The sequence below is a fragment of the Methylobacterium sp. B4 genome (assembly GCF_003201865.1).
GTDB lineage: Bacteria > Pseudomonadota > Alphaproteobacteria > Rhizobiales > Beijerinckiaceae > Methylobacterium.
This window is the reverse complement of sequence record NZ_QJJJ01000008.1, coordinates 22301-40764: the sequence shown is the minus strand read 5'-3', so window position 1 is coordinate 40764 and position 18464 is coordinate 22301. Positions and strand designations below refer to the sequence as shown.

17 protein-coding genes are annotated in these 18464 nt (G+C 67.5%); 2 read left to right on the top strand and 15 right to left on the bottom strand.

The annotated features are described in order from the left end of the window. Positions 1-363: 363 nt before the first annotated feature. The 4 genes from BY998_RS12170 to BY998_RS12155 are packed head-to-tail and all read right to left on the bottom strand — an operon-like array spanning position 364 to position 3859. A complete protein-coding gene (locus tag BY998_RS12170) occupies positions 364-1368 on the bottom strand; it encodes a magnesium transporter CorA family protein (protein ID WP_110351887.1) in 1005 nt (334 codons plus the stop codon). A 23-nt stretch (positions 1369-1391) separates the two neighbouring features. After that, positions 1392-2246 carry an NAD(P)-dependent oxidoreductase gene (locus tag BY998_RS12165; protein WP_110351886.1) on the bottom strand — a complete coding sequence of 285 codons (855 nt, stop codon included), beginning with the start codon at positions 2244-2246 and terminating at the stop codon, positions 1392-1394. Next, positions 2243-3091, bottom strand: coding sequence for an SDR family NAD(P)-dependent oxidoreductase (locus tag BY998_RS12160; RefSeq protein WP_181425502.1), 849 nt, complete (start codon positions 3089-3091; stop codon positions 2243-2245). Before BY998_RS12160 ends, BY998_RS12165 begins: the two co-directional genes overlap by 4 nt. A gap of 6 nt (positions 3092-3097) precedes the next feature. Beyond that, positions 3098-3859, bottom strand: coding sequence for an enoyl-CoA hydratase-related protein (locus BY998_RS12155; protein WP_110351884.1), 762 nt, complete (start codon positions 3857-3859; stop codon positions 3098-3100). A gap of 323 nt (positions 3860-4182) precedes the next feature. Here BY998_RS12155 and BY998_RS12150 point away from each other — a divergent pair, with 323 nt between their 5' ends. Continuing rightward, a complete protein-coding gene (locus tag BY998_RS12150; protein WP_110351883.1) occupies positions 4183-4626 on the top strand; it encodes a DMT family transporter in 444 nt (147 codons plus the stop codon). Positions 4627-4730: 104 nt separating this feature from the next. Here the strand turns inward: BY998_RS12150 and BY998_RS12145 are convergent, their stop codons facing one another. The 3 genes from BY998_RS12145 to BY998_RS12135 form a co-directional block, all read right to left on the bottom strand. After that, complete coding sequence (locus BY998_RS12145) at positions 4731-5888, bottom strand: hypothetical protein (protein WP_110352019.1); 1158 nt, start codon at positions 5886-5888, stop codon at positions 4731-4733. Then, a complete protein-coding gene (locus tag BY998_RS12140; protein WP_110351882.1) occupies positions 5885-7183 on the bottom strand; it encodes an XRE family transcriptional regulator in 1299 nt (432 codons plus the stop codon). The genes BY998_RS12145 and BY998_RS12140 overlap by 4 nt, the downstream gene beginning before the upstream one ends. A gap of 848 nt (positions 7184-8031) precedes the next feature. Next, positions 8032-9078, bottom strand: a complete 1047-nt coding sequence (locus BY998_RS12135) for a KpsF/GutQ family sugar-phosphate isomerase (RefSeq protein WP_245421571.1) — start codon at positions 9076-9078, stop codon at positions 8032-8034. Between the two features lie 218 nt (positions 9079-9296). Between BY998_RS12135 and BY998_RS12130 the strand changes: the two genes are divergently transcribed. Further along, positions 9297-11048, top strand: a complete 1752-nt coding sequence (locus tag BY998_RS12130; protein WP_110351881.1) for an outer membrane beta-barrel protein — start codon at positions 9297-9299, stop codon at positions 11046-11048. 7 nt (positions 11049-11055) lie between these two features. Here the strand turns inward: BY998_RS12130 and BY998_RS12125 are convergent, their stop codons facing one another. The 8 genes from BY998_RS12125 to BY998_RS12090 form a co-directional block, all read right to left on the bottom strand. Continuing rightward, complete coding sequence (locus BY998_RS12125) at positions 11056-11613, bottom strand: AprI/Inh family metalloprotease inhibitor (RefSeq protein WP_110351880.1); 558 nt, start codon at positions 11611-11613, stop codon at positions 11056-11058. A 247-nt stretch (positions 11614-11860) separates the two neighbouring features. Beyond that, entirely contained in the window at positions 11861-12685 is an 825-nt protein-coding gene (locus tag BY998_RS12120; protein ID WP_110351879.1) for a succinate dehydrogenase iron-sulfur subunit, read from the bottom strand. 55 nt (positions 12686-12740) lie between these two features. Then, on the bottom strand, positions 12741-13298 hold the full coding sequence (locus tag BY998_RS12115; RefSeq protein WP_110351878.1) for a hypothetical protein: 558 nt from the start codon (positions 13296-13298) through the stop codon (positions 12741-12743). Between the two features lie 190 nt (positions 13299-13488). Further along, a complete protein-coding gene (locus BY998_RS12110) occupies positions 13489-14304 on the bottom strand; it encodes a class I SAM-dependent methyltransferase (RefSeq protein ID WP_245421570.1) in 816 nt (271 codons plus the stop codon). A gap of 16 nt (positions 14305-14320) precedes the next feature. After that, positions 14321-16138 (bottom strand): succinate dehydrogenase flavoprotein subunit, encoded by a 1818-nt coding sequence (gene sdhA, locus BY998_RS12105; protein ID WP_110351877.1) that lies wholly within the window; start codon positions 16136-16138, stop codon positions 14321-14323. 32 nt (positions 16139-16170) lie between these two features. Continuing rightward, positions 16171-16590 (bottom strand): succinate dehydrogenase, hydrophobic membrane anchor protein, encoded by a 420-nt coding sequence (gene sdhD, locus BY998_RS12100; protein WP_017484506.1) that lies wholly within the window; start codon positions 16588-16590, stop codon positions 16171-16173. An 8-nt stretch (positions 16591-16598) separates the two neighbouring features. Continuing rightward, positions 16599-17000 (bottom strand): succinate dehydrogenase, cytochrome b556 subunit, encoded by a 402-nt coding sequence (gene sdhC, locus BY998_RS12095; protein WP_110351876.1) that lies wholly within the window; start codon positions 16998-17000, stop codon positions 16599-16601. A 127-nt stretch (positions 17001-17127) separates the two neighbouring features. After that, on the bottom strand, positions 17128-18453 hold the full coding sequence (locus BY998_RS12090) for an SLC13 family permease (RefSeq protein WP_110351875.1): 1326 nt from the start codon (positions 18451-18453) through the stop codon (positions 17128-17130). Positions 18454-18464: the final 11 nt, after the last annotated feature.

Here is an 18464-nt window from a genome sequence, read left to right as displayed (position 1 = left end):
CGGCCCTCGCCCGGTTGTCGCACCGCGTCTCGACAGAGCCCCTGGAAGCCGTAGCCTTCGGGCCGGAGGGTGATCGGCGTCCCGCGCGACGACATGGATGTGCCGTGACGTTCCGAGTGAGACCCGTCGCGGGGCTGTTGTGCGGCCGGACCAGCTGGGAAGCGGAAATCCTGCGAGACGGATCGTGCCGACTGCCGAGGACGGCTTCGTGGGATCTGGAACACCCGCTTTCCACCCCATAACGCGGCGCTCGTGCGCGTTCCGACGAAGGGATGCCGGGTTCGTCGAGAGAAAGCGCGGCGCAGCTCCGGGGCCAAGGTTCACCCGTCCCGTGCCGCCCGCCGTCGCGAAGCGCGGGAGGCGCTACAGCCACTTCTTCCAGCGGAAGAACACGTAGGGCAGCACCGCGGCCACCACCATCATGCAGACCGCGACCGGGTAGCCGAAATGCCAGTCGAGTTCGGGCATGACCTTGAAGTTCATGCCGTAGATCGAGGCGATCAGGGTCGGCGGCATGAACACCACCGCCATGACCGAGAACAGCTTGATGATGTTGTTCTGCTCCAGGTTCACCAGCCCGAGGGTGGCGTCGAGCAGGAACTGGATCTTGGCCGAGATGAAGGTCGCGTGCTCTTCGAGCGATTGCAGGTCGCGCAAGGTCGAGCGCACGTCCTCGCGCAGCTCGCGGGGCGCCTTGGCCGTGCGGTAGGTGGCCGAGAGCGAGAGCAGGATGCGCTCCATCGAGACGAGGCTCTCGCGCTGCTTCGAGATCAGGTCGCCGTGCCGCCCCAGCGCCCGCAGCGTGTCCTGCAGGGCGGTGTTGCGGGCCGAGGGATCGCCCCGGTCCTCGAAGATCTTTCGCGAGAGGCGGTCGATGCGCTCGCCCTGCAGCTGGAGCACGTCGGCGGCGCGGTCGATCACCGCCTCGATCAGCCCGGCCAGGATCGACTCGCCCGAGACCGAGCGCGAGGGGCCGTTGCCCGTCGCGCGGCCGGCGCGCTGGGTGTACATCCGGAAGGCCTGCGGCTCCTCGTAGCGCACGGTGATGAGCCGGTTGTCGCGCAGGATGAAGGTGATGCCGGCCAGCCCCGGCTCCTCCGAATCGCTGACGCGGGAGAGCACGCGGCCCGTCATGTAGCGGGCGCCGGCCTCGACGTAGAGGAGTTCGGAGGGCTCGATGTCCTTCATCTCCTCCCGGGTCGGCACGGTGATGCCGAGGAAGGATTCGACCTTCACCTCCTCCTCCCGGGTCGGGCGCACGAGGTCGAGCCAGACCGTGTCCTCGGAGATCGGGTCCTGGAGTTCGAGGTAGCGGCGCTCCAGCACCGTCTGCGTGCTGCCGTCGACGGGCTTGTGGGTGAAGATCACGGGGGTCCTGCCGGGCGAGGTCTCTAGTCCAGCGCCCCGGGCGGGGCGACGCTTGTCTCCGGCACGAAGAAGTCCGGCGCAAGCGGGATCCCCGCTGTGACGCGGTATTTTGAAAAGTCCGTGACGCCCTCCCCCGCCAGGAAGGTGTCGTCGATCAGGAAGCGCCCGGAGAAGCTCGTGGCGTCCTTCAGGAACACGGCGTGCGCCGCGTCCGCCATGATCTCGGGCGTGCGGCTCGCCTGCATCAGCGCCTCGCCGCCGAGCAGGTTCTTCACGGCGGCCGTGGCGATGGTGGTGCGCGGCCACAGCGCGTTGACGGCGATGCCCCGGCCCCGCAGCTCGCCCGCCAGCCCCAGCACGCAGAGCGACATGCCGAACTTGGCCATCGTGTAGGCCAGATGCGGCGAGAACCAGCGCTCCGCCATGTCGAGGGGCGGCGAGAGCATCAGGATGTGGGGGTTCTTGGCGCGCTCCAGATGCGGGATCGCGTGCTTGCTCACCATGTAGGTGCCGCGCGCGTTGATGCCGTGCATCAGGTCGAAGCGCTTCATCTCGGTCTGGGGCGTGTTCGTCAGCGAGATCGCGCTGGCGTTGTTCACGACGATGTCGATCCCGCCGAATTGTTTTGCCGTCCGGTCGAGCGCGTCCTTCACCGCCTCCTCGTCGCGCACGTCCATCACGAGCGGCAGCGCCCGGCCGCCCGCCCGCTCGATCGCCTCGGCCGCGGTGAAAATCGTGCCCTCCAGCTTGGGGTGGGGCGTCTCGGTCTTGGCGGCGATGGCGACGTTGGCGCCGTCGCGGGCCGCGCGCAGGCCGATGGCGAGCCCGATGCCCCGCGAGGCGCCGGTGATGAACAGGGTCTTTCCGGCCAGGCTCATGTGTCGTGCTCTCCGATCCGGAAGCGCTCCGGCTGGCGTCCGTCGATGTCGGTGAAGCCGTAGGCCCGCGCGAGGTCCCCGACATGGACCGTCCGCCCCGCCCGGTCCAGCACGGCGGCGTCGGCGGCGAGCGCGGCCAGCGCCCGGCCGGCATAGAGTGGGCTCTCGGTGGCGAGGCTTTCCTGGCCGAGATCGCGCACCCGCTCGGTGGCGACGAAGCCCGGCGAGAGCGCCAGCGCGCAGACGCCGTGGGGGGCCAGTTCCGCCGCGCAGGCGAAGGCGAGCCGGTTGGTCGCCGCCTTGGCGAGGTCGTAGTAGAAATCCCCCAGGAACTCCTCGGTGCCGAAGGAAGCGAAGGCGATCAGCCCGCCCTTGGCCGCCACCATGGCCGGGGCCACGGCCCGGGCCAGCAGCAGGGCCGGATAGGGCCCCGTCCCGAGGAACTGCGAGAACGGCTCGGCCGAGCGGCGCCAGAACGGCGTGCCCCAGGCCGCCCCGTCGGGGTAGCGCTCGCCGTCATAGCCCTCGTTGCCGCCCCAGACGCTCGACACCGCGACATCGATCCGCCCGAAGCGGCGAAGCGCCCAGTGCACGAGTTCGTCCACCGCGCGCTCGCTGGTGTGGTCGCACAGGTAGTGGTGCCCCTCCCCGCCTGCCGCGTCGACTTCCCGCGCGGTGTCCTCCACCGTCTCGGGTCGGGTCTCCGTGCGCCGGCCGGTCTCCGAGGAGCGCGCGGTCACGATCACCGTGGCGCCGGCTTCCCCTAAGCCCCGGGCAAGCCCCCGCCCGACCCCGCGCGAGGCCCCGGCCACGAGGCAGATTTTTCCACGCAACGTGGGCGCCACGGGCGCTCAGGCCTTGCCGGCTAGGAAGCGGGCGAGCCGCGCTTGCGTCTCCGGATCGCGCAGGCCCGCCTCGAAGGCGGCCGCCTCCGCCTCGATCGCCGCCTCGACCTCCCGGGCATCGCCGCGGATCAGGGCGCGACTCGCGGCCAGCGCCCGGCGCGGCAGGGCGGCGAGGCGGGCGGCCTGTGCCAGCGCGTGCGCCTCGATCTCCTCCGACGGGACCAGCGCGTTGGCGAGCCCCATCGCCACGGCCGCCGCGCCGTCGAAGCCGTCGGCGAGCAGCAGCAGCGCCGAGGCGCGGGCGAGCCCGACCCGGCGCGGCAGCAGGAGGCTGGCGCCCGCCTCCGGCACCAGCCCGAGTTCCACGAACGGCATGCGGAAGCGCGCCTGCGGCCCGGCATAGACGAGGTCGCAATGCAGCGTCAGCGTCGTGCCGATGCCGATGGCGAGCCCGTCCACCGCCGCGACCATCGGCGTGGCGGTGCGGGCGAGGTGCCGGATGAAGTGCAGGGCCGGCATGTCCGAGAACGCCATTCCCGGCGCCTGCGCGGCCCGGTGGAAATCGGCGAGGTCGTTGCCGGCGGTGAAGGCGCCGGGGAGCCCGGCGAACACCACCGCGCCGACCGCCTCCGACGCGTCCGCCTCTTCGAGGCCCCGGCGGGTGGCGTCGTACATGGCGCCGGTCAGCGCGTTCTTCTTCTCCGGCCGGTTCCAGCGGATCAGCCGGACGCCGCCGGGCCGATCCTCGATGATGATGGCTTCGCTCATCCGCTCCCGCCCGGCCCCACGCCCTCAAAAAATCCCCCAAAAACCTTCGGCCGACGGCGACGCTTTGTCGAGGGCCCCCCGCCCCGCTCACGGGCGCGTGAGAGCGCCTCCGCCGGGGGACGTCACCGCCCCCCGCGCGGCGCGGCGCAGGCCATCCGGGGCGCCGCCCGCTCCGAAAAAGGGCGCGTCCCGGATCGCGTCGCTCCGGCGCGAGAGGGGCGGCATTCGGCCCGTCCGACCACGATCGACCGGACGCGGGACTTCGGGCGCCGCGATTGTCGCAGCTGCGAAACTTGGCGGCGGGCCGGCGGGCTGTCCCGGCTATGTGGACCCTCTACGCCCTGACGATCCTCGCCGGTCTCGCCAACGCGATCCAGCCGGGACAGAACGCGACCCTGTCGAAGTCGCTCGGCCTGCCCGTCACGGCGGCTCTGCTGACGCTGCTCGTCAGCACCGCCGCCCTGCTCGCGGGCGGGCTCGCGCTGGGAAAGCTCGAAATCCCCTCGGGACAGCAGCTCGGGCAGGTGCCCTGGTGGGCCTGGCTCGGCGGCTTCTTGAGTGTTCTGCTGATCCTGGCCCAACTCTACGCCTCCCCCGCCATCGGCGCGGCGACCTTTTTGGGGATCATCGTCACCGTCGGCGTGCTCGCCTCGCTCGTGCTCGACCATTTCGGCTGGATCGGGTTTCAGGTACACCCGGCCAGTGTGTGGCGCGTGGCCGGGGCGGTGTTGATGGTGATTGGCGTAGGGTTGGTGGCTATTTTTTGAGATAGCTGAATAAAACAGACTTATGAGAATGGTAAGTCTTGCTCCCTTCGGCCATAAGGCGATTAAATACATTTAAGGGTAATATGGGTACTTGCTAGATATATTCATTGATTTTCAAAAAGAGACATAACAGCCTGTTCGCCAAGATCAGAAACTTCTGCTTTCTTGAAAGTCAATCCTTTAATTGATCCTATATCATTGACAGTCCGTGTTATGTGGTGATTTGTGTTGACGCCACGCCATTCTTTGGCACTACCAGGGCCGCCTCCATGATATGCAGTGCGGTAGATAATCTCATCTCCATTGGAAAATGAACGGCCTGCAAAATTGGAATCTTGAGTAAGAATTTTACAAACAGCTTTCATGATAGAAGCGTGAGTCCCTTGGTCAGCGCACCGCTGCACAATCCAAGCATCTGGAGTCGAGTATCTATAGTGCGGAATTGGGATGCCACCCCCTCCCTTAAAGTTCATTCTCGCGCAGTCTGCAGCATAATCGCCAAATGTCAGATAATCCGCGGTGGTCGGGTCGAAATGTACGGCCATCTTCCAGGCTATCCACTCGTTTCGAGGAATAGTTGCGCGGCTACCGGGAGTCGCAGGATTCTTTTCGGGAAAGCTTGTTCCCTGAAAAATGATCTGGCGCCAATTTGCTGCGCTCTGTAGGCCATCAAGCACGCCTGAAATAATCGGAGCAACGATTTTTGGATCTGAAAACTCTGCGTCGTGAAAGTCTGCAATTGCGATGCATTCCTGCGGCTGGATCTGCAGTTTATCAATAAATTTAAGACTAACATTTATTTTATCATTGTCAGCGAGGTCCGAAGATGAAAAAACCACGCCAAATTTGATCGGATAATTTGTGTCTATTGATGCGCGATAAGCGACAATGTCATCTTCAGACAAATTGGCGGCTTGTACGAGCGGAATAGGTCTCACGTTCGCAGTGCGAGCGCTATCAAACATTTTTGGGAGCCATAGACCTAAGCGGCTCCGCCCGAACTCGCTTAAAATATGAGTAGTTTCTAGGAGGAGAGGGCGAAAGAGCCATGCGGAAGACAATGCTTTATTGACATTGGGAATTTTTTGCCCGTCGAAAAGCTGAAGGGGCATCTCATTCTTGCGATCGGCGGAAGATGGTATAATCAATCGAGGTATTATGCTGTCAGCAATATCCTCAGCAAGGTCTCTCAATCCTAATAGTTCACCTGCCTTCATCCGAAGAGCCGGTGAGTACAGAAAAGATCCAGTCAATTCGTTCATATTACCTCCGAACTATCGTCTAGAAGCAGCTTTCGCACCGTGCCTCTGCCGATCTTGTTGGAAAAAATGCTGTAGTCTTCTCGCTCCATTCGAATCCGGCCAAAGATTATGGCTGGATTTATTCTCAGTTGAGTCGCTAATTTTTCAACTGGCTCCGCATTTTTGGCTATGCGCGCCGGCGTCCGCGACCATATCTCATCTGGTATGAGCAGATTTCCCGCAAATTGATTAGCCTCATTTTCGAATTCATCCACCTCTTGCGATTCAAAATTGTCGAAAAATCCTGAGGACAGGCCCGTTCGGTAGTGAAGGATGACATGCCCAACTTCATGCAGAAGGGTGAACCAGAAATTATCGATTGAGTCCCGCAGGAGGGTCAGCCCGATAACCGGTGTGCTATCGACTAGGAACGCGGCCCCATCGACATTCATGCCTGGGATTTGTGGTTCTGCAATGAGCACAATGCCATTGTCGTGTAATAGCTGGCGTGCACGTAGTGGTCCATCAGCAAGTACACTTAGTCGTACCAGCTCCATAAGCCAAGAGACGTTTAATGGATAATATCGAGGCTTAGAACTTGCTATGAGCGCTTCTGCGCGACGTGTTACCTGCGCTTTCCAAGAAAGCAGCGACCAATCTTGAGAACAATCGCCAACGTTAAGACCGGTGCGGAGCAGAGAAGGTGTGCCATATCGGTTTACGTGGTCGCCAACGTATCGAACTAAGGTCGATATCGCATTTTCGTCGGATGTGTCGCTGATATCGATCCAAGCATGCCTTCTGGCGTGCCGAACGACTTTGCTTAAATCACTGCGGTTAATATCGTAAGCAGGGTGCCAAACTGCATCGGCGGCAGCGGAATCATTCACCTGCCAGTGAACGCCGAGCGTTCGAGCAACTTTTTGATAGTTGAAGAGGCTTATCGAACGGTATCGCTCAGATTCCCATCTTTGGATTGCCTGTTCTCGAAGACCGAGTTTACGAGCTAGTTCTTTCTGGGATAAGCCTTTGATTATCCTTGCAGCAATCAGGTATGTGCCGAGATCATTTCCTGCCTGCTTTCTAAGTAAAGTAAAGTCTCCAGTGCGCGCCTGAATATACGATTTTAGACTCAGCTGGAGTTCGCTGAGTTCTGTCGTAAGTGAACGGCGTACACCTTGGAGGACGCCCTGTGGAAGCCCTTCCATGAGTGATTTAAAAATCTGCTCTGATGTCAGAGCGCGCTCAAGCTCGGCGATTGCATCTTCCGCATCGCGTGCTTGCCGGTCAGTTGAGATAAACGCACCACGAACCATTCAGCCAAGATGCCACAACAAATATGATGTGTCCACTCATCCCTATTCCCATTCCTTCGCGCTCAGCATCTCCACCCTCCTGGAATAAGAAAAAAATCCTTGACAACTTTTGCATGTATATTTACAACGATGCCACTCACCTCCCGGACCAACCGGGGGAGCGTCCCCGGTGACCGGCCGGGGAGGCTCGTTGGGAGGTGGGGCGATCCCGCGTCGGTGGCCCGGTCGCCATCGCCTCGGGCGCTGCGCGCGACACAACGCCGTCTCGGGATGGGGCCGTAGGCCGTCTCGGTTCGGCGCCCAGGACCAACCGGAGCCGGGCTCACTACGAGGTCCGGTGCGGACAAGTCCGCTCATGTTCGCCTGCCGCGGCGCCCTCTCCCTCGCGGGAGGCGGTGCCGGGGGTCCCACAGGCCCGCATGTCCGGGGTCGATGCCGGCGAGAAGAACCGTGACGCCAAAACGGATGGCGGGCGCCCCCTGACAAGGAGGCCCGCCCTCCGCGGGACGCCGGGAGACCGGCAAAAGTTTGAAAAAATATTCCGGAGGTCTCGCGGCGTCCCGCGTCCCCCCTCTCGGTTTCGTCTTGGTTCGCGTACCCCGCCGGCCGATCGGCCCGCCAGCCTCCGGGCGCCCTCGTGCGCTGCGGGGGCGAACCCGCGTGGGCGGCGGTTCGAACGGCCGGGGCGCCGCGCGGCGGCGCGGGAGTCCGGGCCTCGGCCTCATCCCGCGGGGCCGGCGCGAAGGGGGCCGCGAAGGGGCTTTGGACGGGGCTTGGGACGGCGCGCGATCCCGGGCGCCGCCTTCGCGGCGCCTCGGGATGCGGATCGTGCCGGGGCGGACGGGCTCTTACGCCACGCCGGTGCGCAGCAGGTCGTGGTAGTGCACGAGGCCGACGGGGCGGCCGGCCTCCACCACCACCAGGGCGGTGATCTTCATCGCCTCCTGGATCTGCAGCGCCTTGGCGAGCAGGGTCTCGGGGGTGATCGTGCGGGGGTTGCGGGTCATCACCGCCTCGACCGGCAGGCCCTCCAGGCCGGCCCGCGAGAACACGGCCCGGCGCACGTCGCCGTCGGTGAGGATGCCGGTGAGCACGCCCTGCCCATCGACCACGAGGACGGAGCCGAACCCCTTGGCGTCGATCTCGGCCACCGCCGCCCGCATCGGCGTGCCGAGCGCCACCACGGGCAGGCGCTCGCCCCCGTGCATGACCTCGCGCACCTGCCGCAGGGAGGCGCCGAGCCGGCCGCCGGGATGGAAGACGGAGAAGTCGCGGGCGGAAAACCCGCGGGCTTCGAGCAACGCGACGGCGAGCGCGTCGCCGAGCGCCAGCTGCATCGCCGTCGAGGTGGTGGGGGCGAGCCCGTTCGGGCAGGCCTCCTTGGCCTTCGGCAGGGCGAGGCAGGTATCGGCCTCGCGGCCGAGCGTCGAGACGGGGTTGGAGGTGATCGCCACGAGGCCGACCCGGTAGCGGCGGGTGTAGCCGATGATGTCGGCCAGTTCCGTGGTCTCGCCCGACCACGACAGCGCCACCACCACGTCGTCGGCCTGGATCATGCCGAGATCGCCGTGGCTCGCCTCGGCCGGGTGGACGTAGAGGGCCGGGGTGCCGGTGGAGGCCATCGTCGCCGCGATCTTGCGTGCGACGTGGCCGGACTTGCCCATGCCGGTGCAGATCACCCGGCCGCGCGCCGCGCCGATCCGCGCCACGGCCTCGGCGAACGGCGTGCCGAGCCCGTTGCCGATCGCCGCCATCAGGCAGGCCAGCCCCTCGCGCTCGGTCTCGATGGTGCGCAGCGCCGAGGCGACGGCCGCCGCCGCCCCGTCGAAGGGCGCCGCCTGCGCCGTCTCGTCCCGCGGCTCGATCCGCTGTGCGGTCCGTTGTGCTTGGCCCATGAAGCGCGTTCCCGCGTCCCGTCTCGTCGAGGTCGGCCGCTTCTTCGCCTCCGAATGTGGTCGCAAGGCGGCTTTTCGGGATGGGACAGGCGCCGGGCCGGCCCCCGCAACCGGGCGTTAACCACGTCTCCTGTAGCCCTGTTAACCATGCCGGCGCCCTCGAACACGGGAGCCGCCCCGCTCCGGGGCCGCCGGCCGGATCGAGGAACACGCTGCCGGTGTCACGCGAGCGGCCCATGGGAGACAGGCGCAGGGGGCGCCGCGGCGCGGGCACGCTGCTGCTCGCCTCCGCGCTGCTGGCAGGACCCGCCCTCGCCCAGGAGCCCCCGGCCGCGGACAGCCCTCCCCCGGCCGAGGCCGAGCCGGCGCCGGCGGGCGCCGCGCGCAACCGCCCGCGCTCGACTTTCGACACCACGCCGGGCCTGCGCGGCAGCGCCGCCGGCTTCGGCAGCAGCGGCAGCACCGCCCCGCCCGCCGCGCTGCCGACGAGCCAGCATCCGGCGCCCGCCTCCGACGGCGGCGGCGACGAGGTCTCGCGCCTGCCGCGCTTCCGCGCCGCCGCCGGCCTGCCGGGCACCTCCGCCCTCGGCACGCCGGCCCGGCCCTCGCTCCTGCGCCTGCGGGCCGCCCCGCCGCGCCGCCTCGGCTCGGCCACCCGGCGCATCACCCAGACGCGCACGCAGACCATCACCACGGATCTGCGCCTCACCCCCGTCATCCAGACGCCGGTCTCCGGCGTGCCGCTGCCGACGCCGATCCTCGGGCTCGGCCTGCCGAACGCCGCCGGGCTCCTGCTCGGCACGGCCCTGCGCCGGCCGATCCCCGCCGACACCGCCTACGCGCCGCTCGGCCTCCAGCTCGGCACCTTCACGGTGCTGCCCGCCTTCACGCAGAGCGTCGGCTACGACACCAACCCTGACCAGATCGGCGCCACCCGCCTGCGGCCCTCGCTGGCGCTCCGCAGCGAGGCGGAACTGGCCCTGCGCAGCGAGTGGTCGGCCAGCGAGTTCACCGCCGAGATGCGCGGCAGCTACCTCGATTATCCGCAGAACCCGGAGGCCAGCCGCCCGAGCGCGGTCGGCGTCTCGCGGCTGCGCATCGACGCCACCCGCGACACCCGCTTCGAGCTGGAGACCCGCTTCCTGCTCGACAGCCAGCGCCTCGGCAGCCCCGATCTCGGCGCGGCGGCGACGACCCGGCCGCTCTTCGCCTCCTACGGGGCGACCGCGGGCGTGCAGCAGAACTTCAACCGCGTGCAACTCTCCCTGCGCGGCTCGATCGACCGCTCGATCTTCGAGGATGCGCAACTCGGCAACGGCACCCTGATCCGCCAGAGCGACCGCAACGCCAACCAGTACGGCCTGCGCCTGCGGGCGGGCTACGAGATCTCGCCCGCGATCACGCCCTTCGTCGAGACCTTCCTCGACACCCGCATCTACGACACGCCCGTCGATCAGTTCGGCCTGCGCCGCGACTCCGACGGCATCGCCTTCAGCGCGGGCGCGACCGTGCAGCTCAACAGCGCGCTGACGGCCGAAATCTCGGCGGGCCTGCAGCACCGCTCCTACGTCGATCGCTCGCTGCAGGACATCAACGCCCCGGTGGTCAACGCGGCCCTGATCTGGTCGGTCTCGCCGCTCACCACGGTGCGCTTCAACCAGCAGACCGGCGTGATCGAGACGGCGGTGCCCGGCTCCAGCGGCGCCTTCACCGATGCCGCGACACTGGAGGTGCAGCACGACCTGTTGCGCAACCTCTCGATCACGGTGGGCGGCGCCTACCTGTCCAACACCTATGACGGCGTGCCGATCCGCGAGCGGGGCTACTCCGCCACCGCCCGGTTCGATTACCGCTTCAACCGCTGGCTCGCGCTGCGCGGCAGCTACATCTATTCCACCCTGACCAGCACCGTCGCGCTGTCGAGCTACGACGCGCACACGGTGCTGCTCGGGGTGCGGGTGAACCCCTGACGGCGCGTCAGCGGGCCAGGGAGAGCGGCGCGCCGGATTTCGAGAGCGCACCGTCGAGGCTGCCGCCGGCCTGGCGCAGGCGTGCGGCGACGGTGCCGCCCGGCTGGTAGAGGTAGACCTCCCCGTCTCGGAAATCCCACGCCGAGACCTTGGCGAGGTCCTTGTTGCCGCAGCCCGCGGCCGAGGCTTTGTAGAGGTCGAGCGAGGGCGCGCTCGACAGGGAGACCTTGCAGCTTCCCGCCGCATCGGTGGCGTTCCACGAGCCCACCACCGAGGAGCGGCCGGTCGCCACCACCGGCGGCGGGGCGGGCGGGGGCGGCGGCTCGACGATGGCCGGCGCGGCGGCGACGCTGGGCAGCGGCTCGGAGGGGGCTGCGGCCGCACCCGGCGGCGGGGCGAGCGGCTCGCTCGTCACCCTACCCGAGGGCAGCGCCGGGGTGGCGGGTTCGAGCGCCGCCTGGGGCCGCGGGCGCTCGCGGGGGCCCTCGAAGCGGTTCGAGGCGCAGGCGCCGACACTCGCGGCCAGGGCGAGACAGGCGGCTTTCGACAGGAACCCACGCGGCATCAACGAACCTCCCCCGACACGGCGCATAACAGTCGCGCTTGCCCTCACGACCAAATGCGCTTGCGGCAAGGCAAGCGTCACGGTGGGCCCGGGAAAAGCCGTGCATCTGCAGGTTTTCGAAGTGGTGTGGCGGCTCGGCCTCACCGGAGGCGGCATCGCCGCGCCGGGCTCTCCGGCGGGTTGTCGACACGAGAGGAGCCGCGCCTCGTTCGGGCGCGGCTCTCGAAAGCAAGTCCTGCGAAAGAGATCAGACCTCGCGCTCGACCATCATCTTCTTGATCTCGGCGATGGCCTTGGCCGGATTGAGGTTCTTCGGGCAGGTGTTGGCGCAGTTCATGATCGTGTGGCAGCGGTAGAGCCGGAACGGGTCGTGCAGCCCGTCGAGGCGCTCGCCGGTGTTCTCGTCGCGGCTGTCGATCAGCCAGCGATAGGCCTGGAGCAGGGCCGCCGGCCCGAGGAACTTGTCGCCGTTCCACCAGTAGCTCGGGCAGCTCGTGGTGCAGCAGGCGCACAGGATGCACTCGTAGAGGCCGTCGAGGCGGGCGCGGTCCTCGGGTGTCTGCTTCCACTCCTTCTCGGGCGCGGGCGTCTCGGTCTGGAGCCAGGGCTCGATCGCCGCGTGCTGAGCGTAGAAGTTGGTCAGGTCCGGCACGAGGTCCTTCAGGACCGGCATGTGCGGCAGCGGGTAGATCCGCACCGCACCGTCCTTGTCCCTGCGGGTGAGGAACGGCAGGGCGTTGTCGGGGCTCTTGCACTCGTCGATGCCCATGGTGCAGGCGAGCGCGTTCTGCCCCTCGATGTTCATGGCGCAGGAGCCGCAGATGCCCTCGCGGCAGGACCGGCGGAAGACGAGCGTCGGATCGACCTTGTTCTTGATCCACAGCAGGGCGTCGAGGACCATCGGCCCGCAATCGTCGCGATCGACCCGGTAGGTGTCGATGCGCGGGTTCTTCCCGTCATCCGGGTTCCAGCGATAGATCCGGAACACCTGGACGTTCCTGGCACCGTCCGGCGCCGGCCAGGATTTACCCTCGGTGACCTGGGAATTCTTGGGAAGATTGAACTGGGCCATGGTGAGTGCCTCTCTGGTGCGGCGGCCTGCGGCGCGCTCCGATGGTGAGAAAGTGCTACTGGCGGCTGAGCCAGCCGGTCATGAAGCGCTCGGCCTCCTCCTGCGGGGGCCGTTTCGCGGACGGGCCGGACAGGCGGAACTTCACGAATTGGCCGCGCAGGCCGGTGATGCAGAGAAGGCTCTCGGTCGGGCCGAGGGCCGCGTGGTCGATGGCGAAGGCGCGGCAGGTGAGCTTGGCGCCCGCTTCCCCCGGCACGCGCACCGCGCCGCGATCCTCGCTGCCGCGGTAGATGCCCTGCGCCACCGCCGTCCTGACGTCGCCGGCGGCCTGCGCGAGCTGGCCGGTGACCACGGGCGAGGACGGTCCGTCGGGGATGTTCGCCACACCGGCATCGTAGACGTAGACATCCGCCTTCCAGCGGCCGTTGGTGTAGACCACCGAGTAGCCGAGCCCCGGCGCGCGGGCCTCGTAATCGGTCCGCGGGCCGCGGGCGAAACCGGCGACCTCCGCGGGGAAGTCGAAATCCGGGCCACGCGCCGTTGCCGGGAGCGTCAGCAGCCCGATCGCGGCGGCGAGAATTGCACGGGCGAGACGGCGCGAGGGCGCTCTCATCGCAGCGACTCTCCGCACTTCGACGGCGTGGTCCGTTGCCGCCGCATCAGACCTGCCCGCCGTCGCGACGGGCCGAGCCGCATTCGAGATCGTGCCGGCTCCGATCGGGCATCGGTCGATCCTTGTCGTCGGCGAGCAGAGCAGTCGCTGGAGGGGTGAGCGGGGCCATGGCTGGCTCATGCGGGACATGTCAGGACAGGGTGCGGTGACCGACGCGCACACTTCGCGGCAGCGCCTTCCGGCGCTTTTCGAAGACCACCATGCTGTCGTGGAAGGCGATGCCGTGCGTCACGTCGGCGAAGCCCGGATCGCGGGAGAAGGGATCGGGATCGAGCACGTAGCGGGCGTGCAGGCGATCGAGGAGCAGCTTCGCGTATTCCATGAAAGCGCCGTGCGCCCTCAGGCCGCCGCCGTGATCCGGCCAGTAGGAGGCGTGCACGTCCTCGACGATGTAGACGCCGTCCGGCGCGAGCAGGGGATAGAGGATTTCGAAACTGGCGATCTGCTCGGCGCTGATGTGGCCCGCGTCGTCGATCACGACATCGATGCCGCCCATCTCCTCGGCGATGCGCCGCAGCAGCCCCGGATCGGCCTGACTGCCGAGATGCACGGTGAGGCCGTCCTCGGTGATCTCGCGGCAGCCCGGGTTGATGTCGAGGCCGTGGATCACGGCGTCCGGCCCGAGATAGCGCCGCCAGACCTGCAACGAGCCGCCCTGGAAGACACCGAGTTCGAGGAGCCGCACGGGTTTTCCGCGGTAGCGCGAGAGGTAGCGGTCGTAGATTTCCAGGTAATGGTGCCACTTGGTCGCGAGGCGATCCTCCTGTGCGAAGAACGCCTCCTCGGCCGGATTGGTCGCTTGCGCGCGTGCCTCCGCCGGATCGACCGAGGCCCCGAAGCCGCAGACGATCTCTTCCCAGGACGCCGGCGGCTGGGCCGGCGCTCCGGTGCAGAGGAGGCCGGATCCGGCCGGCGGTCCCCTTCTGCGCTTCTTCAGCTTGAACACGCGCGCGAGCCCTTCTTCAGTACACCCGCGCCTTGGGCTCGATGTACTGGATCTCGTTCGACATGGTGTAGGTGTGGACCGGCCGGTAATCGATCTCGACGCCGTGCTTGGACTGGTCGAGCCACGCCAGGGTGTGCTTCATCCACTCCTTGTCGTCGCGATCGGGGAAGTCCTCGCGGGCATGCGCCCCGCGGCTCTCCTTGCGGTTGACCGCCGATTCCATCGTCACGACCGCCTGACCGATCAGGTTGTCGAACTCCAGGGTCTCGAGCAGGTCGGTGTTCCACACGAGCGAGCGGTCGGTGATGGCGATGTCGGCGACGCCGCGCCAGACGTCGTGGATCAGGCCCTTGCCCTCCTCCAGCACCTCGCCGGTGCGGAAGACCGCGCAGTTGTTCTGCATGGTCCGCTGCATCCGGTCTCGCAGCTGCGCGGTCGGGGTGCCGCCGTCGGCGTAGCGGAAGCGGTCGAGGCGCGCGAGCGCCTTGTCGGCCGAGTCCTTCGGCAGTTCCGGCTGGCGGGCATCGGCCTCGACGATGTCGGCGCAGCGCAGACCCGCCGCGCGGCCGAACACCACGAGGTCGATCAGCGAGTTGGAGCCGAGGCGGTTGGCGCCGTGAACGGAGACGCAGGCCGCCTCGCCGAGCGCCATCAAACCCGGCACCACCGTGTCCGGATTGCCGTTCTTCAAGGTCAGCACCTCGCCGTGATAGTTCGTCGGGATGCCGCCCATGTTGTAGTGGACGGTCGGCAGGACCGGGATCGGCTCCTTGGTCACGTCCACGCCCGCGAAGATCTTCGCGCTCTCCGAGATGCCGGGCAGACGCTCGTGCAGGATCTTCGGGTCGAGGTGGTCGAGGTGCAGGAAGATGTGGTCCCCTTCCTTGCCCACGCCGCGGCCGTCGCGGATCTCCATGGTCATCGAGCGCGAGACCACGTCGCGGGAGGCGAGGTCCTTGGCGGAGGGGGCGTAGCGCTCCATGAAGCGCTCGCCCTCGGAATTGGTGAGGTAGCCGCCCTCGCCGCGCGCGCCCTCCGTGATGAGGCAGCCGGCGCCGTAGATGCCGGTGGGATGGAACTGCACGAACTCCATGTCCTGCAGCGGCAGGCCGGCGCGCAGCACCATGGCGTTGCCGTCTCCGGTGCAGGTATGGGCCGAGGTCGCCGAGAAGTAGGCGCGGCCGTAGCCGCCGGTGGCGAGGATGGTCTGCTGGGCGCGGAAGCGGTGGATCTCGCCGGTGGCCTGATCGATGGCGACGACGCCGCGGCAGCGGCCGTCCTCGTCCATGATCAGGTCGAGGGCGAAATACTCGATAAAGAACTGGGTCTTGTTCTTCACCGCCTGCCCGTAGAGCGTATGGAGCATGGCGTGGCCGGTGCGGTCGGCCGCAGCGCAGGTGCGCTGCGCGGTGCCCTTGCCGTAATCGGTGGTCATGCCGCCGAACGGGCGCTGGTAGATCTTGCCCTCTTCCGTGCGGGAGAAGGGCACGCCCCAGTGCTCCAGCTCGTACACGGCCGCCGGGGCGTTGCGCACGAGGTACTCGATCGCGTCCTGGTCGCCGAGCCAGTCCGAGCCCTTCACGGTGTCGTACATGTGCCAGCGCCAGTCGTCCGGCCCCATATTGCCGAGCGAGGCGGAGATGCCGCCCTGCGCGGCAACCGTGTGCGAGCGGGTCGGGAAGACCTTAGTGATGCAGGCGGTGCGAAGCCCGGCCTGAGAGCAGCCGACCGTGGCGCGAAGCCCGGCGCCGCCGGCGCCGACGATCACCACGTCGAAGGTGTGGTCGGTGATGGCGTAGGCGGGGGCGCCGCCGTTCGATCCGTTGGAGGCCATGGGCGATGAATCCTCGGTTTCGATGACGGCGGTCAGGCGAGGCCGCCCAGGCTCACGCGGATGATCGCGTAGAGGCAGGCGGCGGCCACCGCGACCGCGTAGAAGGTGTTGGCGATGAGCGCCGCGAACTTGAGGCCGTGGCTGTGGACGTAGTCCTCGATCACCGTCTGCATGCCGAGACGCATGTGGATCGTCACCGACACCACGGCGAGGATCAGGATGATCGAAACGAGCGGGTGCGACACCAGCGCGACCGCCTGCGGATAGGTCCGGCCGGCCATCAGCGCGATGATCACGACGAAGGCGAGCATCAGGAGCGCGTTCGAGGCGCCGGTCAGGCGCTGCAGCCAGAAATGGCCGGCGCCGTGGCCCGAGGCGCCGAGGCCCTTCACCCGGGCGCGCGGCGTGCGCATCGAGAGCGCGGTGTTCTGGCGGTTGTCGACCTGGGACATGGCGAGCCTCAGCGCACGAGCAGGGCGACCGCCCAGATCACGATGGTCAGGGTGATGGAGCCGATCAGCGTGGCCCGGGCGAGGCCCAGGCGCCGGTCGCGGTCGAAGCCGTAGCCCGCGTCCCAGATGAAGTGGCGGATGCCGCCCAGCATGTGGTGCAGCAGCACCCAGGTATAGGCGAACAGCACGGCGCGCCCGATCCACGAGCCGAAGAACCACGCCACCGTATCGTAGGCCCGCGGGCCGGAGGCGAGCGCCACCAGCCAGACCGCGACGAGGAAGGTGCCGCCGTAGAGCGCCGTGCCGGTGACGCGGTGGAACACCGACATCGCCATGGTCCAGGTCCAGCGGTAGATCTGGAGATGGGGCGAGAGCGGCTGGGCGACCGTAGGTCTGACGGTAGGGTTCATCGCGGCTCACGATCCTCGCGTCGAAGACTGGATAAATTCCAGGGAAGGGTTAGGGCGGCGGGCTCTGGCCGGCAATGCCGGTGCTGCGGTGCAGCATTGGTCAAGCTGACGATCGCGCGGATCTGTCTCACGCCAATCTCCCGGTCAGTCTGAACCAGAAATAGGCAAGTGGGGTCGCGACCAGCAGCGACGCGACGCCCGTGGCGAGGGTGAGTTTGGTCGCGTCGGCCAGCGAGAGGCGGCCGAGATCCATCGTCATGATGATGGGGGGCGCCTGATAGGGCAGGAACAGGGTCGAGTAGCCGACCACCTGCACCATCAGCACGCTCATCAGGTCGAACCCGCTGGCGCGCGAAAACTCCTCCGCGAGCGCCGTGTAGAGGGCGGGCGCGCCGTTGGCGGTGGCGGCGAAGAGGAAGCCGATCGACAGACCGGTCAGCGTGGCGAAGTTCTTGGCGGGCGCGCCCGGCTCCAGCGGCGCGACCGAGAGCAGCGCGTGGCCGAGACGGGCGCCGAGCCCGGTCTCGTTGACGATCGCCGTCAGCCCGAACAGGGCGGCGACGTAGAAGCAGGTCCGCAAGGGGATCTCGCCGAAGCTCTGGGACGGCAGCACGCCGACGCCCGGCAGCAGGCAGATCACCGCCGCCGCGAGCCCGATCCAGGCGGGCGGGATGCCGTGCCAGCCGTCGGTGAGCCAGAGGGCCAGCATCACCGCGAGGATCACCGAGAGGCGCCGCTCCTCGCCCGAGAGCGGCGGCAACGGGGGCAGATCCGGCCGCTTGCCGTCGAGGCAATCGCGGAAGATCAGCACCGTGCAGGCGACGAGGAGCGCGCCCTTCGCGAACCCGAGAACCGGTGCGTGCAGAAAGAGATAGGGCAGATAGCCGAGGTGGATGCCGAACAGGGTCTCGGCGGTGCCGGCCATGACGAGGTTCGGCACGTTGGCGGGCAGGATCGCCGCCGAGAGCATCGGCGTGGCGATGCCGAAGGCGAGCAGCGCCCCCGTCCGGCCCGGGCGCCCGGCCTCCAGCCCGAAGGCGTCGCAGAGGGCGATCACCACCGGCACCATCAGGGCGATGCGCCCGAGATTGGACGGCATCACGAGGGCGAGCGCGAAGGAGAAGGCGACGAGGCCCGCGACGAAGCCGGGATAGGAGGCGGGCAGCCGCGCCGCCAGCATCCGCGCGAGACGGTCGCCCAAGCCGGTGCGGTTCATGGCGAGCCCGACCACCATGCCGCCGGTCACCAGCCAGAAGGCGGAGGAGGCGAACCCCGAAAAGACCGTCTGCGCCGGTGCGAGCTTGAGCAGCATGGCGAGCGCGAAGAACATCAGCGCCGTGACGATCTCGGCCACGAGACCGGTCGCCCACAGGCCCATGCACAGCACGAGCAGGCCCCCGGCCGCGACGACCGTACCCTGTTCTCCGAACATGCTGGCCGCTGCGGCACTCATGGGCGCGCTTC

What these genes read in the sequence shown, in the direction of transcription:
- BY998_RS12165 (WP_110351886.1), bottom strand. Translation starts at nt 2,246, where the DNA reads ATGAGCCTGGCCGGAAAGACCCTGTTCATCACCGGCGCCTCGCGGGGC.
- BY998_RS12155 (WP_110351884.1), bottom strand. Translation starts at nt 3,859, where the DNA reads ATGAGCGAAGCCATCATCATCGAGGATCGGCCCGGCGGCGTCCGGCTG.
- BY998_RS12150 (WP_110351883.1), top strand. Translation starts at nt 4,183, where the DNA reads ATGTGGACCCTCTACGCCCTGACGATCCTCGCCGGTCTCGCCAACGCG.
- BY998_RS12145 (WP_110352019.1), bottom strand. Translation starts at nt 5,888, where the DNA reads ATGAACGAATTGACTGGATCTTTTCTGTACTCACCGGCTCTTCGGATG.
- BY998_RS12140 (WP_110351882.1), bottom strand. Translation starts at nt 7,183, where the DNA reads ATGGTTCGTGGTGCGTTTATCTCAACTGACCGGCAAGCACGCGATGCG.
- BY998_RS12135 (WP_245421571.1), bottom strand. Translation starts at nt 9,078, where the DNA reads ATGGGCCAAGCACAACGGACCGCACAGCGGATCGAGCCGCGGGACGAG.
- BY998_RS12125 (WP_110351880.1), bottom strand. Translation starts at nt 11,613, where the DNA reads ATGCCGCGTGGGTTCCTGTCGAAAGCCGCCTGTCTCGCCCTGGCCGCG.
- BY998_RS12120 (WP_110351879.1), bottom strand. Translation starts at nt 12,685, where the DNA reads ATGGCCCAGTTCAATCTTCCCAAGAATTCCCAGGTCACCGAGGGTAAA.
- BY998_RS12115 (WP_110351878.1), bottom strand. Translation starts at nt 13,298, where the DNA reads ATGAGAGCGCCCTCGCGCCGTCTCGCCCGTGCAATTCTCGCCGCCGCG.
- sdhA (WP_110351877.1), bottom strand. Translation starts at nt 16,138, where the DNA reads ATGGCCTCCAACGGATCGAACGGCGGCGCCCCCGCCTACGCCATCACC.
- sdhD (WP_017484506.1), bottom strand. Translation starts at nt 16,590, where the DNA reads ATGTCCCAGGTCGACAACCGCCAGAACACCGCGCTCTCGATGCGCACG.
- sdhC (WP_110351876.1), bottom strand. Translation starts at nt 17,000, where the DNA reads ATGAACCCTACCGTCAGACCTACGGTCGCCCAGCCGCTCTCGCCCCAT.
- BY998_RS12090 (WP_110351875.1), bottom strand. Translation starts at nt 18,453, where the DNA reads ATGAGTGCCGCAGCGGCCAGCATGTTCGGAGAACAGGGTACGGTCGTC.